We start from the raw sequence: 16,926 nt of genomic DNA, 5'->3' as shown, positions 1-16,926 counted from the left end.
CGTGGCACTCTGATCCGGCACCGGTCCTTGAACAGCGGAAGCGCCGCGAAGTGGTCCAAAAACCACCATCGAAGAGACAGAGCGCGCATAGGGGACAACTAGGCTAGCAACGGAACGCGCCCCTAGGCAGCGCTGGCGCGACGTCCCCGCCGCCAGCGCCACAGCAGCGCGACGAGTGCGATGAGAACGAGTGCGGCCGCGACCGCTTTGGCCTCGAACCGCCCGCCCGGACGGTCAATAATGCGCGCCCACAACGACACCCCCTCGCCCTGGCGAGGCAGGCGAAATGCCACCACGCTGTCGCCGATCGAGGTGCCGCCCTCGGAATGGCCGCCGGCGCCGATCACGACATACTGCTCGCCCTTCCAGAGATAGGTCATCGGATTGGCGACGCCCGGCACCGGAAGCCGGCCGAGCCATAGCTGCTTGCCCGACCTGGCATCGAATGCGCGCAGATAGGCGTCCATCGCGCCGGTGAACACGAGGCCGCCCGCGGTGATCGCGACGCCGCTGAGCAGTGGCGTGCCGGTGTTGAGTGCGATGCCGAGCGGCGCGAGATCCTCGCTGGTGCCGACCGGCGCATGCCAGAGGATCTTTCCGGCCTTGAGATCGACCGCCACCGTCTCGCCCCAGGGCGGCTTGTTGCAGAGCGTGCCGAGCGGCGACCGCGCGACCGCCCGCGACATCGCAAACGGCGCGCCCTCCTGCTGGCCGAAATCATGGCCGGGCGGCGGATTGAAGCCCTTGGCCTGGTCGCGCGGGATCAGCGTGACGATCTGCACGGCGTGGCTGACATTGGCATAGAGGATCTGGTTGACCGGATCGAACGCCGCGCTGCCCCAGTTCACGCCGCCGCCGGTCATCGGATAGATCACGGTGCCCTGGGGCGATGGCGGCGTGAACAGGCCCTCGTTGCGCGATTGCCCGAATAGCTTCTCACAGGCCGCGCGCTCGAAGCCCGGCACCAGGCCGAACGCATCGTCGGCGCCGATCCGTTGCGTCAGCAGCGGCGGCACATGGGTGGGGAACGGCTGCGTCGGCGACAGCTTCTCGCCTTCGGCGCCGTTCTGCGGCACCGCGCGCTCCTCGACCGGCCACACCGGCTTACCGGTGTCGCGGTCGAGCACGAACACGAAGCCCTGCTTGGTCGGCTGGATCACGACGTCGCGCATGCCCGAACCGGTGTCGATCCGCGTCAGCGTCGGCTGCGCCGGCAGGTCGTAGTCCCAGACGTCGTGATGTGTGGTCTGGAATGCCCACACCAGCTCGCCGGTCTCGATGCGCAGCGCGACGACGGAATTGGCGTGCTCGTCATTACCGGGTCGCTTGCCGCCCCAGAAGTCCGGACTGGGCGATGTCGTCGGCAGGAACACCAGGCCCCGCTCCTCGTCCACCGACATCGGCGCCCAGACATTGCTGTGGCCAGCTTCGACGCCGCTGTGTATCAGCGGATCGAAAGTCCAGCGCGGCTGGCCGGTCCGCGCGTCGAAGGCGCGCACCGCGCCGAGCGGCGCATCGACCCGCCGGTTGTCGCCGATCGCGGAGCCGACCACGACCACACCGCGTCCGGTCACCGGCGCCGACGTGATCTGAAACTCGCCCGGCCATTCCAGCTTCATGCCGGCGTCGATCTTGATCTCGCCATGGTCGCCAAAATCGGCGCAGGGCTTGCCGGTCCGGGCGTCGAGCGCGATCAGGCGGGTGTCATTGGTGCCGGCGAAGATCCGTGACTTGCAGGCCGCGCCATCGGCGGCGCGATCGTCGGTCCAGTGCGCGACACCGCGGCAGACAAAACGATTGGCCGGCCGGTGCCGCATGCTGATCCGCGGATCGAACCGCCATTTCTGCGCGCCGGTGCCGGGATCGAGCGCGATCACCTCGTTGAACGGCGTGCAGAAGATCAGGCTGTCCTCGACGAACAGCGGCGTCACCTCGAACTTGGTGCGCTTCATCACATCGGGCGGGCGGGTGTCGAGATCGCCGGTGCGGAATTCCCAGCCGCGCACCAGCGTGCCGACATTGTCCGACGTGATCTGCGTCAACGGCGAGAAGCGCTGTCCCCCGCGATCGCCGCCCCAATACTCCCAGGCGAGCGCCGGCTGAACGCACAGCAGCAGCGCGGCAAGCAGGCGAAACAGGGATCGCATAGCGTCCTCCCGTGAGACGCGATTCTTCCGGCATCGCATCTCATGCGGGGAAACCCTTTACGCGATTGGTGCGTCAGTATCCACCCCTGCGGTAACCGCCGCCGTAGTTGCCGCGATAACCGCCGCCGCCGATGCCAATCCCGATTCCGGTCGGCGGTCCGACGGGCTCGTAGACCACGGCCGGCGGCGGACGGCGCACCACCACGACATCGTCCTCGACCACGACGCGCGGCGGACGCTTGCCTGCGCGCCGCGGCGGATCGGGATCGGCGCGCTTACCGCCCCCCTTCTTGGCCGGCGCCACGGCGGCCTTCTGCTGCTGCTGCGGCGGTGCCGCGTTGCAGGGACAGGTCGGCGCCGCCAACGCGACGCTGGTGGCGGGCACGCTGAGCGCGACGGCCGGTGTCGGATCGGGACGGTAGCGCAGCCGTTCGATCAGCTTGCGTGCGGTAGGTGTCAGGTCGGTGTCAGCATATTGCGCAAGGAAGCCGCGATACGCCGCCGCCGTGTTGACGAGAATGGCATTGTTCCACGCCACCATGCGGCGATGCCGGTCAAGCCAGTCGCGCGCCTGCAGGCCACGCGGCGTGCCGGCGAACAACGCGGCGAAGGCTTCATAGGATTCGTCGGTACCGTCAGCCACCATCAGCTCGTTGGCGGCCTCGATCGGCTTGCCCTGCAATTCGCGCTTCCAGTCATCGACGGTGCGCTTGGCCGCAGCCGGGATCGGCAGCGCCGCAGGTGCAGGCGTCGCGCCCTGGGTAAAGCGAAAATCTTCGGTGAGGGATGACGAGTCCCACGGGGTCTGGCGGCCGTCGGTGACCTTGTTCACGGCGACGCGGACGCGCTTGAAGGTGTCCTCGATCGGGACGCCCGGCTCCTTCGCCGAGGCCAGCAAAGCCGTCGTATAGGGGCTGTTGGCGCCGGTGCCGTCCTCGGCTTCCGCGCCCGGCGAGGTCGAGAACGAGACGAAGGTGCCGGGCGCACCGACCTTGGCATCGACGATCGCAAGCCCGTGCCCCGCGGTCTTGCTCAGTTCGGGGAACGGATTGTTGCGGCAGGCGTCGAGCAGCACGATGCGCATCCGGCTCGGCACCGAGGTCAGCGTGTTCAGGATGTCGTTGAGGCGCACCGCCTGGATCGGAATGTCGGCCTCGCGCTTCGGGTCGACATCGACCGGCACCAGATAGTTCTCGCCGTCGATCTGCAGGCCGTGCCCGGCATAGAACACCAGCGCCACCGTATCGGCGCCCTTCGCCGCCACCTGGCCGGCGAAATCGCTGATCTTCACCCGCATCTCGTCCTGCGACAGATCCGACGCCGACGTCACTGCAAATCCGGCATCGGTCAGCATTTGCGACATCGCCTTGGCGTCATTGGCCGGATTGGGCAGCGCGGGCACCGACTTGTAGGCGGACTGCCCAATCACCAGCGCCAGCCGGTTTTCCGCCAATGCCGGCACGGCGCCGAACAGGATCGCAGCCGGAACGCTCAGGCTGAGCAGCAAACGGCGAACCATGGCGGCCTCCGAAATGACGTCGGAGATGGGTCGAAGGCCATGAGGCGAAGGTTCATGCGATCAGGCAATGTGCCGCCGCCCCCGGCTCTGCTGTCGAATTGTCGCAGGGGCCCGGGACGTCCGGCCAATTCGGCTGCTATTTCGGCTTCTTGGCCGGATCGGCGGCCGGCTTGGTGACGCCCCAGGGATCGTATTTCTCCTTGGGCTCGGGGATACGATCGAGCGCGGCCTTGTAGGCCTTCTCGTCGACCTTTGGCTTCTGCTCCGCCTTGGTATCGCCCCCGCCGCCGCCTCGCCGGCCCTGGGCCAGGGTCGGTGTCGCGACCAGCGCCAGGATGACGGCCGCAATCGTGAAGCTCTTGATGTCCATCTCTTTCCCCCGCAGCCGTGGAAACATCCGGCAATACCTCTACCCCAAGGATCTAATTCGAGGATCTAGCTCAAGGATAACTTGTCGCTCGACATTTGTTGATCGACAAAGCGCAGCGCGACGCAAATTCAGCGCCACCAGGGGGGCGCAATCTTGGCAGCGGTACATTAAATTCGCTGAATGGGACAGGGACAGGTACATCTGGCGGCGCTGCTGGCCGGCGCCGCTTTCATGTTGAGTGGCTGCGGGCTGGCGGACAGCCATGCGGTGTGGCCGGAGATGTTGAAGGTCAAGGCCACCGAGCCGACGCCGCTCGAGACCCCTCCGGACGTCAAGCGGCTGGTGGCGGGCAAATTGGATTCGGTGTTCACCGCCGGCTCGCAGCCGGCCCATGTCCGGGTCTCCGCCCCGCTGCACGACCCGCGCGGCACCGGCTGGACCGCCTGCGTGCGCGCCGAATTGACATCGGTGATCGGCAAGCCGCTCGGGACGCAGACCTATCGCGTCTTCATCAATGACGGCGCGATCTTCGATCGCCGGCAGGTGGATGCCGACGACAACTGCCTGACCGAGACTTACGAACCGGTCGAGAGCTCCGTCACGGTGGAAGCGCAACGGAGCACCAAGCCGTAGCGCATTTCCGGAAATTCCGTTCGGGACCTCAGACGTTGCTGACGCCGCCGTCGACGACCATATCCGAGCCGGTCATGAGCGAGCTCTCGTCCGAGGCCAGGAAGACCGCTGCCGCCGCCAATTCCTCGGGACGGCCGATCCGCAGCATCGGCGTGTAGTTGGAATACATCTTGCGGATCGCGGCGGCTTGCTCGGGCGTCGACGCCTGGGCGTCCATGATCGGCGTGTCGACGGGCCCAGGGCTGAGCAGGTTGGCGCGGATGCCGCTGTCCTTGAACTCGGCCGCCCAGGTCCGGACATACGAGCGCACCGCCGCCTTGGTGGCGGCATAAGTCGAATGGTTGGCGAGGCCCATATAGTGCATGGCCGAGGACACCAGGATGATCGATCCGCCGCCGGCCATCATCGGCAGCATCTTCTGCACCAGGAACAGCGGCCCCTTGGCCATCAGGTTGAACGTGCGGTCGTAGTGCTCCTCCGTGATCTCGCGCAGCGGCACCTGTTCGGTGAAGCCGGCGTTGGACACGACGACGTCCACCCTGCCCTTCGCCTTGCGAACCGTCCCGGCGACGCCGTCGAGATCATCGAGCCTGGACGCATCCGCCTGGACAGCGGTGACGCCACCGCCGATGAGGCTCACTGCCCGGTCGAGTGCGTCCTTGCGCCGGCCGAAGATGAACACATCCGCGCCCTCCCTTACGAAGCGCTGCGCGATGGCAAGCCCGATGCCGCTGTTGCCGCCGCTGATCACGGCGACCTTGCCTTCCAATCTCGACATGTCAGTTCCTTTGATTGACGCAACCGGATCGTCCGGAGACCTTGCAGCTAGGCGCGCCCCATCGGCCGCGCAGTGCGCACGTGCGCACACCGGTGGTGCAAAAATGATCCGGACGACAGGCGTTCCGGCAGCTGCGCTATTCGCGGCTGACGGTTGGTCGGTCACCGCCACGGTGGGATCGGCGTCAGTCATATGCTGAACGGCCCGTTAACATTACCGGTCAAATTGCCTGAGGACCTCAGCGGCATTTTCCATCTCTTTCCGCTAGCGTCGCCGGTGACGAACGCAAGGCCGATCAGCCTTGCCGACCGGGGAAACATGGGACGTGGCCGATATTGCTGACCAGGCAATGATCCGCCGTGCATCGCGCAAGGATGCCGCGGACGATCGCGCACTGCCGCCGCTGTCGGCCGCGCCGGTCGGCGCATGGCGTGCGCTTGCCGAGCGCGCGATCGAGCCCAATGGCTACTATCAGCCCGACTGGGAATTGGCGGTCGACGCCTCAGCACGCGGCCGCACCGGCACGTCGCTGCTCAGCGCCACCGGCGATGCCGGGCAATTGATCGGGCTGCTGCCGGTCATCCCGATGCGGCGGATCTACCGCCTGCCCCTGCCGGCGCTGGTCGGCGCCGAGCCCTACGGCACGCTGTGCACACCGCTACTCGATCGCGACGCCGCCGAGCGAGCCGCCGGCACGATGCTGCAGCAGGCGCGCGATGCGGGCGCGCATGCGCTGATCCTGCGCACCATGTCGCTCGAGGGCCCGGCCATGGCGGCGATCCGCGCGGTGCTCGCGCAAGATGGGTTGCAGCCGCGCGTGTTGAGCGCCTATCAGCGCGCCCAGCTCGATGCGACGCGCGATGCCGACGAGTTGCTGCGCGACGCGCTCGGGCCCAAGAGGCTGAAGGAGCTGCGCCGGCAGCGCAATCGCCTGTCCGATCACGGCGCGGTGCGTTTCGATGTCGCTCGCACGCCGCGCGACGTTGCTGCGGCGCTGGAGACCTTCCTGGCCCTCGAAGCCGGCGGCTGGAAGGGCCAGCGCGGCACGGCGCTCAGCCAGCATGCCGGCGACGCGACCTTCATCCGCCGCGCGACGTCAGCGATGGCGGAAGCCGGCCGCTGCGAAATCCTTACGCTGCATGCCGGCGGCACGCCGGTCGCCGGCGGCATCGTGGTGCGCCACCAGGACCGCGCGTTCTTCTTCAAGATCGGCATCGACGAGCGCTTTGCGAAGCATTCGCCGGGAGCACAATTGACGCTGGAGCTGACGCGCCATCTCTGCGCCGATCCCGCAATCAATTCGGCCGATTCCACCGCAGCGCCCGGCCACCCCATGATCGACCCGATCTGGCGCGGCCGCTTTTCGATCGGCGATGTGCTGCTGCCGCTGCGGCGCCGCGATCCGCTGGTCGCTGCCGTTCGTGCCGCGCTGACCCTGAACAATCGCGCCTATGAGGCCGCGCGCAGCGCCGTCCACTTCATCCGCAGCCGGCGCGGCAAGCCCGGATAGCGCGGTCCCCCTTACGCCAGACCGCGCGGATTGTTACGCTGCGCATGACGGCCTCGGGCCGATGACGTCGTGATCGGGCAGGAACGTGACGATCCAGCAAAGCTACGTCCGGCAGGACGCGTTGACCGACCCCGGCGAGTCGGCCGGTGCGTACAACGATTTGCCCGAGACGGTCTCCGGACTGCGCGAGGTCGTCTCGGGACTCATCATTCACGTCGCCTGGGCGGAGCGCTACGGCATCCCGCCCGATGTCGCGATGGTCCGGCAAACCCAACCGGTCGCAGATCGGTTGAAGTTGATCCAGGCGTCGTTCGCCGGTCCGCTCACCGCGGCGCGCCCGCCGCGCAGCCGCACCTTCGGCACCTGTCGCGACTACGCGCTCCTGCTGTGCAGCATGCTCCGAAGCCGATCGATCCCGGCACGGGTCCGCTGCGGCTTCGCGACCTACATCGCCGACCACATCTATCATGACCATTGGATCTGCGAATATTGGTCCGCCGGCGACCAGCGCTGGCTGCAGGCCGACGCGCAGCTCGATGCGTTTCACATCGACCAGCTGCAGATCACGTTCGATTGCGCGAACCTGCCACGCGATGCGTTTCTGACGGCGTCGCAGGCGTGGCGGCTGGCAAGAAGCAACGCGGTTGCTACCGGAGCCTTCGGGCACGGCGCGGCCACGGGCCTGTGGTTTCTTCACGTCAACGTCTATCGTGACCTGCTGTCGCTCACGAACCGGCAAATGTCTGATTGGGACAGCTGGCGCGACGCAGCTCCGGCCGGCAAGGTGTTGAAGGTCGACGCCCTTGCCGAGCTCGACCGGCTGGCTGACCTTGTCACGGCATTCGAGGCTGGCTTGAACCAGTTCGCCGCGCTGGATGAGGCGGCATCCCGCAACTTGATGCCGCCCTGGCTTTCGTGATGCGCCGGACGGACCGGCAGAACGGCGCCCCTGAGGGGGCGCCTTTCACCGCGGCCCGTGGTTTACCATTTCGTAGCCACGCAGACACATCAGGAAACAATCAGTTCCCGCCGTCAGGTTGGTGTCAGCTCGCCCTTCTAGCGTTGCGGCGCGCTGTTTCTCAGGCGGCGCATGCCCTTGCCTGGAAAGCCTCATCCGATGCAAGCATCGAGTGAGGCTTTCTGCCGCCGTTCTCGGCAAGGCTCGCCTTACTGCAGCGGCGAGTGCGGAGCCGGCAGCATGATGGTCGAGTGCATCTCCTCCAGCAGCTGGGTGCCCTTGCCGAGGAATTCCTGCCAGGCCGGGTCCTTCATCGCGGCGCCCCGCGCCGCGGCGCGGGCGTTGAGATCGGGATAGGCCCAGATGTGGCAGACCTCGTTGGGCTGCCCGGCGTCGGTGGCCCAGAGGCCGACGATCTTGGAGTATTTCTCGCGCTCCGGCAGCACGCCGGTGATCAGGTCGAGCCATTGCTTGGCGCCGCCGAGCGGCTTGGCGCGATAGTTGCGGAATTCGTAGATGTTGCCCTTGGTGGCCGGGGCCACCGGCGGAATGATCGCATTCAGCAGCCGGACCTCCTGGCGCAGCAACAGCGGACGGATCGCCGGAATGTACTCGCCGGTCCAGCGCGGATTTTTCCCGAGCTCGGCGCGCAGCCGGGTCCGCTCATTGAGATCGGCGTAGCTCCACATGTGCAGGACCTGATTGAGCGGCCCGATCTCGGTGATCCAGTAGCCTTCCAGCTTGCCGAAATTGTCGGCGCGGATGTCGCGCGAGATCGTGCTCGCCGCCTTCACCATCTCGCCGACGGTGCCTGGACGTACCGTGTAGGTGCGCAGCTCATAGATCATGGTTGTCTCCCTGATTGTTTGGATCGATCGCGTGGACAAATGAAAAAGCCCGGCGTGAGCCGGGCTTTCGATGGGGATTGCGGACTACTCCGCCGCCTGCGCGTTGATCTCGGCCGAGACCTGGCGGATAGCGCGGGCGAGCTGCTCGGCCGGCTGGGCGCCGGACACCGCGTATTTCTGCGCGAACACGAAGGTCGGAACGCCGGAGATGCCTTTCTCGGCGGCCTCCTGGGCCTGCGCCGAAACCAGGGCAACGTCCTCGTCGGTGGCCAGGCGCTTGCGCACATCGTCGGCATCGAGCCCGACATCGGCCGCCGCCTGCACCAGCACGTTGCTGTCGGTGAGATCGCCGCCGTCGCGGAAATACAGCTCCATCAGCCGCTGCTTCATCTCGGCCGCCTTGCCCTGGGCCTCGGCCCAATGGATCAGGCGATGGCAGTCGATCGTATTGGGCTGCCGCTTGACGAGTTCGGGATGGTAGGTCAGCCCCTCCTCGTTCGCTGCCGCGACCACTCGGCCGGCAATGCCCTTATAGGCCTCGACCGAGCCGAATTTTGCGGTGAGGTATTCGTCGCGGCCGATGCCCTCGCGCGGCACCCAATTGTTGAGGAAGAACGGCCGCCAGTGCACCTCGACCGGCACATCGGGCACCAGCTTGAGCGCATCCTCGATGCGATGCTTGCCGATGTAGCACCACGGGCAAACGACGTCGGAGACGATATCGAGGCGAAGCGGCTTCAGATCGCTCATGGCGGGGGCTCCCGGCGGAATTGGAACCCCAAAGGTAGGCGGAAAGCGCCCCGAGACAAGCCGCTATTTCATACTGGCTGCCATCTGCCGCATCCGCTCGGCGGTCAGTTCGTCAGCCGGAAAGAAGGTTTCCAGCGCCAGTTCCTGCAGCGTGATGTCGACCGGCGTGCCGAACACCATGGTGGTCGAGATGAAGCTCAGGACCTCGCCATTGAGGCGGAGTTTGAACGGAAGCGCGACGTTGTTGTCGGTCGTGATCGGGGCCGACCGCGCCGGGATCGGATAGGACTTCAGGTCCTGATAGAGCTTGATCAGCTCCGGATCGGCCGTTGCCTCGCATTGCCGATGCAGCCGCTCCAGAAGATGCGCGGCCCATTCCGCGAGATTCACGGTGCGCGGCGCCAGGCCCTCCGGGTGGAAGGCCAGCCGCAGGATGTTGAAGGGCTGACCAAGCAGCCGCTGCGGCACGCCCTCGAGCAGCGGCGCCACCATGCGGTTGGCAGAGACCAGATTCCAGTGCCGGTCATAGGCCAGCGCCGGATTGGGCTCGTGCGCCTTCAACACCAGGTTGATCGCCTCGCGGGCCGATTTCAGCGCGGGATCATCCAGCGCGCGTTGCGGGAATGCGGGCGCGAAGCCCGCGGCGACCAGCAGCACGTTGCGTTCGCGTAGGGGCACGTCGAGGCGCTCCGCCAGTTTGAGGACCATGTCGCGCGACGGCGCCGAGCGGCCGGTCTCGACGAAGCTCAAATGCCGCGCCGATATCTCGGCATCGACGGCGAGGTCGAGCTGGCTGAGATGGCGGCGCTGCCGCCACTCGCGCAGGTGCTCGCCGATCAGGACGGGTTTTGCGGGCTCGGCCCGCGCCATGGATGCATGTGCGTTCATGGTGCAAAACCTACCACGCGGAATTCGCCCGTTCCATTACGCCCGAGGTAATCGAAATGGCGCGCGGGCCGGCTCATCTTCCACGGCACAGGAGATGACCATGCTGATGCTGTCCCTTGTCCGCGCCTTCGCCGTCCTGCTCCCGTGGCTGGTCCATCTGGCCACCTGGCTGCTCGCGCGCTCGCTCAACATGCCCCAGCCGCTCGTCCACGCGACCGGCGTGTTCGTGTTCGCGCAGGTCTATGCGGTCGAGATGCGGGTCGGCCAGGCGCTGTGCCCGTTCCGCCTGTGGCGTCAGTTGCAGTCCCTGTTCCGCTGACCACCCATCCCAACCAGAGGAGACCCTGCCATGATCCATTCGTCCCAGCTGCTGCGCCGCGCTTTGCTTGCTGATGCCGCCTTCAGCGGTGTATCCGCCATCGCGATGGTGCTCGACGCCGGCGCCCTGGCCTCGCTGCTTGGCCTGCCGGAAGCGCTGCTGCGCGAGACCGGGCTGTTCCTGATCGCCTACACCGCACTTGTCGGCTTTCTCGGCGCGCGAAGCTCGCTGCCGAAAGGACCCGTGATCCTCGTGGTTGCCGGCAACGCCGCCTGGACGCTGGCCAGCATCGCGCTGCTGCTCTCGGGCGCCGTGTCGCCGAACCTGCTCGGGACCATCGTCATCCTCGCCCAGGCGATCGCCACCGGCGTGTTCGCCGAGCTGCAATATGTCGGCCTGCGCAAGAGCGAAGGTATGGTGACGGCGTAAGCGTCGCTGTCCCCTGCCGTCATTGGGAGCGAAGCAATCCATCTCTCTGCAAGCAGAGCGATGGATTGCCCACATCGTCATTCCGGGGCGCGCCGTTAGGCGCGAGCCCGGAATCCATCATGCCGCGGAGTCATGGCCCGGAGTCATGGCCCGATGGATTCCGGGTTCTCGCTTCGCGAGCCCCGGAATGACGGAGGACTTCTGCGAAACCTTTCGCCCACCGCCAGCATCACGCCCCGCCCGCCGGCGACGCCCATTTCCAGGCTCGCGGCGATACGCCGCGCGCGCTCGATGAAATGAACCGCAGCCACCGGCGGGCACAGTTCATGCGCGGTCGCCTCGAACAGTTCGAGCCAGCGGTCGAAATGCGCGGCATCGATCGGCAGCGGCATATGCTTGACCATCGGCGTGCCGTGATAGCGCCCGGTCATCAGCGCGACCGACGACCAGAACGCGCACATCTGCGCCAGATGCGGCTCCCAATCGCTGATCCTGCTCTCGAACACCGGCCCGATCATCGGATCGTTGCGGACCTTGGCGTAGAAGCCATGCACCAGCTGCACGATCATGGCCTCGGTGATCCCGGTCCGCGCGACGATCTCGGCGGTGATCTGTTCGCGGCGCTCTGCTCCGGTCATCGGTCACGTCCTAAATATGCATTTCAAATACCTATTTAAACTGCTATAGCTGAGCCGCCAAGTGCTGATTTTGAAGGGCTTCCATGCGCCTGACATCGTTCACGGATTTTGCGCTCCGCGCCCTGATGCGGCTGGCCGGCGAGCCGGACCGGTCGTTCGCCACCAGCGAGATCGCGGCCGAGTTCGGCATCTCACGCAACCATCTCGCCAAGGTGGTGCGCGACCTCGCCGAGGCCGGCTTCATCGCGACCCAGCGCGGCGCCGGCGGCGGGTTCTCGCTGGCGCGCGCCCCGCAGGCGATCACGCTCGGCGAGGTGGTGCGCGCACTCGAAGGCAATAGCGCGCTGGTCGAATGTTTCAGGGATGATGGCGGCGATTGCGTGCTGCTGCCGCGCTGCCGACTGAAGGCGAGGCTCGCGGCGGCCCGCGAGGCTTTCATGCGCGAGCTCGATGGAACCACGCTCGCCGAATGCGCCTATCTGCCGCGTCCCGCACGCCATCCGGCACGCGCGTGATGACGATCGAACTGGATCGGCCTTGTAACTCAGGCCTGGAGCACGCGCGCGGCAGCGCGCTTTGAGGGCGTTGCCCGCTTGACGGTCGAGGCGGTCAGGCTATGGCCGTTGAGATGCTCGCCGTTCAGGGCCTTGCCATTCAAGGTCTTGCCGTTCAACTTCTTGCCGTTCAGTGCTTTGCCGTTGCCGACCTTGCCATTGGCCTTGGCAGCCTTCTTCGCCTTGGCCTTCCGCTGCTTGGCCCGCGCCTCGGCGAGTTTTTCGGCCTCGCGCTTTGCCTTCCGTTCGGCCCTCTCCTTCAGCCGCAGCCGCTCCGCCCTCGCCTCCGCGCGCTTCTTCTTGCGCTTCTTCTCGCAGGCGTCGCACTTGCAGCCGATCGGCTTCAGGTAGGCTTTGAAATAGTCGGTTCCGTAATCGTAGTTGATCTCGTCGCCCGGCTCGATGTCCTTGATGGCGCGGATGAACACCTTGCGCTTGCGCGGCTTGACGTCGGATTCCGCGTTCGGCCTGCAAGCGTGGTTGATATAGCGCGCGACGTTCTCGCGGACCGAGCCGTCGATGGTCCACCGGTTGGTGAGCTCGAACAGATATTTGTTCTCGATTGCGTCCTCATCCTTCTTCTTCGAGTCGAGCAACGGCCCGAAATAGCGGATGATCTTGGTGCCTTTTTTGATCGCCTTGGTGGCGAAAAGGCCGAGGCCGGTACGGGAACGGCCGACGCGATAGGGCTTGTGCGATAATGATGCGGTCATGTCGATCGAGGCTACGGCACGCTGGGGTGCACGCGACAGAAGTTGCGAAGCCGCCCTTCTAGGACGATTCCGCGCGCCTGTCAGGTGTTTCCCGCGTGTCTGTTGAACCTTCCCCAGATTGCATATGTCAGACACAAAGTAACGTCCGGATCGCAGGTTTTCCCAATGAAATACCTTGCTTTTGCAACAGCCATTATGGCGGCGACCAGCACAAATCCTGGTCAAGCTGGCGCCGAGACGATCAGCAGCAGCTTCACCTCCACCGCGCCGAAGGCCTGCCGGATGATCGGCAAGCCGAACGAGGAGGACGGCAGCACCACGCGGGTCTGCCCGGGGAAATTTGGCCTCGTGGTGCTGATCAACGAGGGCGATCTGCGCGAAGTGGTCTCGGTCGGCCGAAACCGCGAAGCCGCAGCCAGGGAACCGGCCGCAAACGCCTGGTTCGGCCCGTTCAGCTCGACCGGCGATACGATTGAATGGCGTGCCGCCGGCAGCAAGCCCTTCGCGATCATCCAGCGCTGGCTGATCGCCGACAACAGCGAGCAGGACAAGCGCGGCGGCCCGGTCTCCCGGGCGATGCTCGCCGTGACGCGGCCGCTGCCGGGCGATGTTTGCCACGTCGCCTATGTCGACGTCGCGGCCAATCCCGACGCCAACGCGCTGGCGCGGCAGGCCGCCGACGATTTTGCCCGCGATTTCAAATGCGGAGCGGACAAGGTGAAGGCGGTTGGACAGAGCGGCCGCGCCACGTCGCTGGTGACGCGCTAGAACGCCGCCGCAAGCGCAATGTCGGCTACGGCCGTGCCGAGCGCCCTGCGCTCAAACGCAGCATCGCGGTCAACAACGCTTCCACGGATGTGCCCGCGGGCGCCCGATCCAGAATCGTCTTGAGGCGACCGTCAAGCATCAGCATGGTGAAGCCATGCACCAGCGACCAGGCCGACGCGATCGCGGCCGCCTGGTCCAGCGTAAGCTGCTCCTTGGAAATCTGTTCATGCCGGCTGGCGCCGACGCCGCGGGTCAGCCCGGCGAACGACGCCTCCGACGCCTCGTGCAGCGACGGCCGCGAATGATCGAGCCGCTCGCTGCGGAACATCAGCCCATACATGCCGGGATGCGCCTGCGCATAGGCGACATAAGCCTTGGCGCTCGCCACGCCCTTTTCGGGCGGCGTCGCCGCGGAAGCGTCCGCCGCCGCCATCGCCTGGCCGAATTGCCGGAAACCGATCGCCGCGAGTTCACTGAGCAAACCGGTGAGATCGCCGAAATGATGCGTGGGTGCCGCGTGCGACACGCCGGCCTCGCGCGCCACCGCACGCAATGTCAGCCCCGCCAGCCCATCACGCTCGAGCACGCGCTCGGCGGCTCTCAGCAGCGCCTCGTGCAGATCGCCATGATGATACGGCGTGTCGTTGGTCCGGCGCCGCGGTGTCGGACGATCGGAAGCGGCACGCGCGCCCCGGCGCGCCGGAGCGCGTGTGGAGCGGGCCGCCCTGTTTTCCTTGGATAATCTTGCCATCCGGTTCTTATAGGTCGCAATTTTTACACTGTAAAGATTTTGCTTGACGATCGATAGCGTCATCCCTACTAATATCTTTACGATGTAAAGATCATAATGCAGGGAGATCCGGAATGCTCGACCAGGTCACGTCCAACGCCGCGCGCAGCAATCTGGCGCCGATCCCGTTCGAAGCCGATGCACCGTTCCTGAAAATATCCGGCGAACTGCCGCGCGAGCTGAACGGCACGCTGTACCGCAACGGCCCCAACCCGCAGTTCGACGTGCCGGGCGCGCACTGGTTCGTCGGCGACGGCATGCTGCACGCCTTCCATCTCGAGAACGGCCGCGCCAGCTACCGCAACCGCTGGGTCCGCACCGCGAAATGGCAGGCCGAGCACGACGCCGGCCGCGCGCTGTTCGGCGGCTTCGGCCGCAAGCTGCCGGACGCGCCTGCCGACATCACGACCGACGGCTGCGTCGCCAACACCAACATCATCTTCCACGGCGGCAAGCTGCTCGCGCTGGTCGAGAGCCATCTGCCGACCGAGATCGAGCCCGGCACGCTGAACCGCCTCGGCTATTGCGACTACAAGGGCGCGATCACAGGCCCGTTCACCGCGCATCCCAAGATCGATCCGGTCACCGGCGAGATGGTGTTCTTCGGCTACAACGCCGCGGGTCCGCTGACGCCGGCGCTGTCGTTCGGTGCGGTGAGTTCGTCGGGCGTGGTGACCCGGTTCGAGCGCTTCGAAGCGCCCTATGCCAGCATGGTGCACGATTTCATCGTCACCGAGAACCATGTGCTGTTTCCGATCTTGCCGATCACCGGCAGCATGCAGCGCGCGATGCGCGGCCAGGCGCCCTATGCCTGGGAGCCGGACAAAGGCGCCTATGTCGGCGTGATGAAGCGCAGCGGCGCATCGAAGGACATCGTCTGGTTCCGCGCCGAGACCTGCTACGTCTTCCATGTCATGAACGCGTGGGAAGAAGGCAACCGCATCATCGCCGATGTGATGCAGTTCGAGGAAGCGCCGCTGTTCAACCATCCCGACGGCTCGCAGACCGATCCGAAGAAGAACCGCGCGCGCTACTGCCGCTGGACCTTCGATCTCGCGGGCAACACCGACCGCTTCACGCAAACCTATCTCGACGACCTCACCGGCGAATTCCCCCGCGTCGACGATCGCCGCGCGGGGCTTGCCAGCAATCACGGCTGGTACGCCTGCGCGAATCCCGATCTGCCGATGTTCGGCGCGTTGTCGGGCATCGTGCATGTCGACGGCCGTGGCAAACGGCTCGGCCACTATCTCCTGCCCGCCGGCGATACCATCTCCGAGCCTGTGTTCGTCGAGCGCAGCGCTGATGCCGCGGAGGGCGACGGCTGGCTGCTCGCAGTGGTCTGGCGCGCCCGCGAGAACCGCAGCGACCTCGCCGTCTTCAACGCGCAGGATGTCGAGGCAGGCCCGGCCGCGCTGGTCCATCTCGGCCACCGCGTGCCGGATGGCTTCCACGGCAATTGGGTCGCAGCTGAGTAGCCGACGGGCGCGGCCTCCGATCGCTCCATTCCGCCACGCGTCATGCCTGGGCTTGTCCCGGGCATAACAGCTCTGCTTCTGATTGAAATCACGCACATTTTCTCCGCCGCATCACGATTTTGACACTGTAAAGATTTCGCTTGACCCTGCCCGTCCTCGCCTCTACGGTATCTTTACAATGTAAAGATCAGCCGATGAGGCTCCCGATGACGATCTTCCTGATCCTCGCCCCCTACGGCGCCTTCGCCACGCTGATGCTGGTGACCTCGGCCACGGTGAGCCTGCTCACTGCTGCACTGATCTGCCTTGCCGTCATCGCGTTCGATATCGCGCGCGGCCGCAGCATCAAGATCCTCGGCGTCGGTTCGGTGATCGTGTTCACCGCCGTCGGCTTCTATCTCACCTTCGTCGATGCCACGGCGAGCAGCATCGCAGTGAAGATCGCCGTCGATGCCGGCATCCTGCTGGTGTCGCTCGGCTCGATCATGATCGGCCATCCCTTCACCCGGCAATACGCGGTGGAGCAGGTCGATGCCGAGATCGCGAAGCTGCCTGGCTTCATCCACGCCAATTACCTGATCACCGGAGCCTGGACCGCCGCGACGCTGCTGATGCTGGTCGGCAACGTCGCAGTGCTGTACGTCCCGGCCCTGCCGCTGTGGACCGGCCTCTTGATCGCCTTCGCCGCACGTAATGCCGCGGTGTGCTTCACCCGCTGGTATCCGCATCATCGCGCAGCCAAGTACGGCGCGCCGCCGGCCGGCGCGCTGCCCTCACGCTAAACGCTGCTGTCGCGACATCACAACGATCATCACGAGGAAACGGACATCACGACG

At 66.0% G+C, this 16,926-nt stretch carries 19 protein-coding genes; 9 read left to right on the top strand and 10 right to left on the bottom strand.

Annotated features, from left to right (window positions below; all coding sequences use genetic code 11):
• Nucleotides 1-122 precede the first annotated feature (122 nt).
• The 3 genes from BRSPCE3_RS20515 to BRSPCE3_RS20505 all read right to left on the bottom strand — a co-directional run bounded on the left by BRSPCE3_RS20515 (nucleotide 123) and on the right by BRSPCE3_RS20505 (nucleotide 4,030).
• Nucleotides 123-2,147 (bottom strand): pyrroloquinoline quinone-dependent dehydrogenase, encoded by a 2,025-nt coding sequence (locus tag BRSPCE3_RS20515; protein WP_244067884.1) that lies wholly within the window; start codon nucleotides 2,145-2,147, stop codon nucleotides 123-125.
• Nucleotides 2,148-2,220: 73 nt separating this feature from the next.
• Nucleotides 2,221-3,666 carry a caspase family protein gene (locus BRSPCE3_RS20510; RefSeq protein ID WP_244067883.1) on the bottom strand — a complete coding sequence of 482 codons (1,446 nt, stop codon included), beginning with the start codon at nucleotides 3,664-3,666 and terminating at the stop codon, nucleotides 2,221-2,223.
• A gap of 136 nt (nucleotides 3,667-3,802) precedes the next feature.
• On the bottom strand, nucleotides 3,803-4,030 hold the full coding sequence (locus BRSPCE3_RS20505; protein WP_244067951.1) for a hypothetical protein: 228 nt from the start codon (nucleotides 4,028-4,030) through the stop codon (nucleotides 3,803-3,805).
• Between the two features lie 186 nt (nucleotides 4,031-4,216).
• Between BRSPCE3_RS20505 and BRSPCE3_RS20500 the strand changes: the two genes are divergently transcribed.
• Nucleotides 4,217-4,669, top strand: coding sequence for a hypothetical protein (locus tag BRSPCE3_RS20500; protein WP_244067882.1), 453 nt, complete (start codon nucleotides 4,217-4,219; stop codon nucleotides 4,667-4,669).
• A gap of 28 nt (nucleotides 4,670-4,697) precedes the next feature.
• Here the strand turns inward: BRSPCE3_RS20500 and BRSPCE3_RS20495 are convergent, their stop codons facing one another.
• Nucleotides 4,698-5,447 (bottom strand): SDR family NAD(P)-dependent oxidoreductase, encoded by a 750-nt coding sequence (locus BRSPCE3_RS20495; RefSeq protein WP_244067881.1) that lies wholly within the window; start codon nucleotides 5,445-5,447, stop codon nucleotides 4,698-4,700.
• 325 nt (nucleotides 5,448-5,772) lie between these two features.
• Between BRSPCE3_RS20495 and BRSPCE3_RS20490 the strand changes: the two genes are divergently transcribed.
• Together BRSPCE3_RS20490 and BRSPCE3_RS20485 are read left to right on the top strand one after the other, a co-directional pair.
• Nucleotides 5,773-6,957 (top strand): GNAT family N-acetyltransferase, encoded by a 1,185-nt coding sequence (locus BRSPCE3_RS20490; protein WP_244067880.1) that lies wholly within the window; start codon nucleotides 5,773-5,775, stop codon nucleotides 6,955-6,957.
• Nucleotides 6,958-7,042: 85 nt separating this feature from the next.
• Nucleotides 7,043-7,876, top strand: coding sequence for a transglutaminase-like domain-containing protein (locus tag BRSPCE3_RS20485; RefSeq protein WP_244067879.1), 834 nt, complete (start codon nucleotides 7,043-7,045; stop codon nucleotides 7,874-7,876).
• Nucleotides 7,877-8,124: 248 nt separating this feature from the next.
• Here BRSPCE3_RS20485 and BRSPCE3_RS20480 read toward each other — a convergent pair whose 3' ends face one another.
• The 3 genes from BRSPCE3_RS20480 to BRSPCE3_RS20470 form a co-directional block, all read right to left on the bottom strand.
• Entirely contained in the window at nucleotides 8,125-8,763 is a 639-nt protein-coding gene (locus tag BRSPCE3_RS20480) for an NIPSNAP family protein (protein WP_244067878.1), read from the bottom strand.
• A gap of 84 nt (nucleotides 8,764-8,847) precedes the next feature.
• Complete coding sequence (locus BRSPCE3_RS20475) at nucleotides 8,848-9,513, bottom strand: DsbA family protein (protein WP_244067877.1); 666 nt, start codon at nucleotides 9,511-9,513, stop codon at nucleotides 8,848-8,850.
• A gap of 63 nt (nucleotides 9,514-9,576) precedes the next feature.
• Nucleotides 9,577-10,401, bottom strand: coding sequence for a helix-turn-helix domain-containing protein (locus tag BRSPCE3_RS20470; RefSeq protein WP_244067876.1), 825 nt, complete (start codon nucleotides 10,399-10,401; stop codon nucleotides 9,577-9,579).
• 94 nt (nucleotides 10,402-10,495) lie between these two features.
• On the opposite strand from BRSPCE3_RS20470, the gene BRSPCE3_RS20465 reads away from it, so the two are divergent.
• Both BRSPCE3_RS20465 and BRSPCE3_RS20460 read left to right on the top strand, forming a co-directional pair.
• The gene (locus tag BRSPCE3_RS20465) at nucleotides 10,496-10,720 is read left to right on the top strand and encodes a hypothetical protein (protein ID WP_244067875.1); all 225 of its coding nucleotides are present in this window, start codon (nucleotides 10,496-10,498) and stop codon (nucleotides 10,718-10,720) included.
• Nucleotides 10,721-10,750: 30 nt separating this feature from the next.
• Nucleotides 10,751-11,149: a hypothetical protein gene (locus BRSPCE3_RS20460; protein WP_244067874.1), complete on the top strand. Its 399-nt coding sequence runs from the start codon at nucleotides 10,751-10,753 to the stop codon at nucleotides 11,147-11,149.
• Nucleotides 11,150-11,292: 143 nt separating this feature from the next.
• Here BRSPCE3_RS20460 and BRSPCE3_RS20455 read toward each other — a convergent pair whose 3' ends face one another.
• A complete protein-coding gene (locus BRSPCE3_RS20455) occupies nucleotides 11,293-11,787 on the bottom strand; it encodes a group III truncated hemoglobin (protein ID WP_244067873.1) in 495 nt (164 codons plus the stop codon).
• An 83-nt stretch (nucleotides 11,788-11,870) separates the two neighbouring features.
• Here BRSPCE3_RS20455 and BRSPCE3_RS20450 point away from each other — a divergent pair, with 83 nt between their 5' ends.
• Nucleotides 11,871-12,302, top strand: a complete 432-nt coding sequence (locus BRSPCE3_RS20450) for an Rrf2 family transcriptional regulator (protein WP_244067872.1) — start codon at nucleotides 11,871-11,873, stop codon at nucleotides 12,300-12,302.
• A gap of 29 nt (nucleotides 12,303-12,331) precedes the next feature.
• Here BRSPCE3_RS20450 and BRSPCE3_RS20445 read toward each other — a convergent pair whose 3' ends face one another.
• Nucleotides 12,332-13,054 carry an SET domain-containing protein gene (locus BRSPCE3_RS20445; RefSeq protein WP_244067871.1) on the bottom strand — a complete coding sequence of 241 codons (723 nt, stop codon included), beginning with the start codon at nucleotides 13,052-13,054 and terminating at the stop codon, nucleotides 12,332-12,334.
• Nucleotides 13,055-13,219: 165 nt separating this feature from the next.
• Here BRSPCE3_RS20445 and BRSPCE3_RS20440 point away from each other — a divergent pair, with 165 nt between their 5' ends.
• Nucleotides 13,220-13,822 (top strand): hypothetical protein, encoded by a 603-nt coding sequence (locus BRSPCE3_RS20440; protein WP_244067870.1) that lies wholly within the window; start codon nucleotides 13,220-13,222, stop codon nucleotides 13,820-13,822.
• Nucleotides 13,823-13,847: 25 nt separating this feature from the next.
• Here the strand turns inward: BRSPCE3_RS20440 and BRSPCE3_RS20435 are convergent, their stop codons facing one another.
• Nucleotides 13,848-14,573, bottom strand: coding sequence for a TetR/AcrR family transcriptional regulator (locus BRSPCE3_RS20435; RefSeq protein WP_244067869.1), 726 nt, complete (start codon nucleotides 14,571-14,573; stop codon nucleotides 13,848-13,850).
• A gap of 113 nt (nucleotides 14,574-14,686) precedes the next feature.
• On the opposite strand from BRSPCE3_RS20435, the gene BRSPCE3_RS20430 reads away from it, so the two are divergent.
• Nucleotides 14,687-16,090: a carotenoid oxygenase family protein gene (locus BRSPCE3_RS20430; protein ID WP_244067868.1), complete on the top strand. Its 1,404-nt coding sequence runs from the start codon at nucleotides 14,687-14,689 to the stop codon at nucleotides 16,088-16,090.
• Between the two features lie 206 nt (nucleotides 16,091-16,296).
• On the top strand, nucleotides 16,297-16,872 hold the full coding sequence (locus BRSPCE3_RS20425) for a hypothetical protein (RefSeq protein WP_244067867.1): 576 nt from the start codon (nucleotides 16,297-16,299) through the stop codon (nucleotides 16,870-16,872).
• Nucleotides 16,873-16,926 lie beyond the last annotated feature (54 nt).

Source organism: Bradyrhizobium sp. Ce-3 (genome assembly GCF_022835695.1).
In the GTDB taxonomy this organism is placed as follows: domain Bacteria; phylum Pseudomonadota; class Alphaproteobacteria; order Rhizobiales; family Xanthobacteraceae; genus Bradyrhizobium.
Note: the sequence above shows the minus strand (reverse complement) of the source record. Positions and strands in the feature narration are given on the sequence as shown.

Excerpts from the sequence above, each read along its gene's own strand:
- BRSPCE3_RS20440 (WP_244067870.1), top strand. The coding sequence starts at position 13,220 with ATGAAATACCTTGCTTTTGCAACAGCCATTATGGCGGCGACCAGCACA.
- BRSPCE3_RS20455 (WP_244067873.1), bottom strand. The coding sequence starts at position 11,787 with ATGACCGGAGCAGAGCGCCGCGAACAGATCACCGCCGAGATCGTCGCG.
- BRSPCE3_RS20500 (WP_244067882.1), top strand. The coding sequence starts at position 4,217 with ATGGGACAGGGACAGGTACATCTGGCGGCGCTGCTGGCCGGCGCCGCT.
- BRSPCE3_RS20475 (WP_244067877.1), bottom strand. The coding sequence starts at position 9,513 with ATGAGCGATCTGAAGCCGCTTCGCCTCGATATCGTCTCCGACGTCGTT.
- BRSPCE3_RS20470 (WP_244067876.1), bottom strand. The coding sequence starts at position 10,401 with ATGAACGCACATGCATCCATGGCGCGGGCCGAGCCCGCAAAACCCGTC.
- BRSPCE3_RS20480 (WP_244067878.1), bottom strand. The coding sequence starts at position 8,763 with ATGATCTATGAGCTGCGCACCTACACGGTACGTCCAGGCACCGTCGGC.
- BRSPCE3_RS20465 (WP_244067875.1), top strand. The coding sequence starts at position 10,496 with ATGACCATGCTGATGCTGTCCCTTGTCCGCGCCTTCGCCGTCCTGCTC.
- BRSPCE3_RS20430 (WP_244067868.1), top strand. The coding sequence starts at position 14,687 with ATGCTCGACCAGGTCACGTCCAACGCCGCGCGCAGCAATCTGGCGCCG.
- BRSPCE3_RS20425 (WP_244067867.1), top strand. The coding sequence starts at position 16,297 with ATGACGATCTTCCTGATCCTCGCCCCCTACGGCGCCTTCGCCACGCTG.
- BRSPCE3_RS20435 (WP_244067869.1), bottom strand. The coding sequence starts at position 14,573 with ATGGCAAGATTATCCAAGGAAAACAGGGCGGCCCGCTCCACACGCGCT.
- BRSPCE3_RS20510 (WP_244067883.1), bottom strand. The coding sequence starts at position 3,666 with ATGGTTCGCCGTTTGCTGCTCAGCCTGAGCGTTCCGGCTGCGATCCTG.
- BRSPCE3_RS20445 (WP_244067871.1), bottom strand. The coding sequence starts at position 13,054 with ATGACCGCATCATTATCGCACAAGCCCTATCGCGTCGGCCGTTCCCGT.
- BRSPCE3_RS20515 (WP_244067884.1), bottom strand. The coding sequence starts at position 2,147 with ATGCGATCCCTGTTTCGCCTGCTTGCCGCGCTGCTGCTGTGCGTTCAG.
- BRSPCE3_RS20495 (WP_244067881.1), bottom strand. The coding sequence starts at position 5,447 with ATGTCGAGATTGGAAGGCAAGGTCGCCGTGATCAGCGGCGGCAACAGC.
- BRSPCE3_RS20460 (WP_244067874.1), top strand. The coding sequence starts at position 10,751 with ATGATCCATTCGTCCCAGCTGCTGCGCCGCGCTTTGCTTGCTGATGCC.
- BRSPCE3_RS20450 (WP_244067872.1), top strand. The coding sequence starts at position 11,871 with ATGCGCCTGACATCGTTCACGGATTTTGCGCTCCGCGCCCTGATGCGG.